At 49.6% G+C, this 278-nt stretch carries 1 rRNA gene; it reads left to right on the forward strand.

Features of this window, described 5'->3' with window-relative positions:
- A 23S ribosomal RNA gene (locus C7I85_RS30365) occupies positions 1 to 278 on the forward strand; the annotation flags it as partial.

The raw sequence follows: 278 nt of genomic DNA on the forward strand, positions 1-278 counted from the left end.
GGCATGCACAGGCGATGAAGGACGTGATACGCTGCGATAAGCGTCGGGGAGGTGCGAATACCCTTTGATCCGACGATTTCCGAATGGGGAAACCCACCTAAGATACTTGTAAAATCAGAGCGGCAGGGCGGACTTCGGTTCGGTTTGCCGCTGTGGTTTACAAGTATCGATATTAGGTAACTTATCCTGAATACATAGGGATAAAGTGGCGAACGCAGGGAACTGAAACATCTAAGTACCTGTAGGAAAGGACATCAACCGAGACTCCGCAAGTAGTG

This window comes from Pseudaminobacter soli (ex Li et al. 2025) (genome assembly GCF_003012705.1).
In the GTDB taxonomy this organism is placed as follows: Bacteria; Pseudomonadota; Alphaproteobacteria; order Rhizobiales; family Rhizobiaceae; genus Pseudaminobacter; species Pseudaminobacter soli.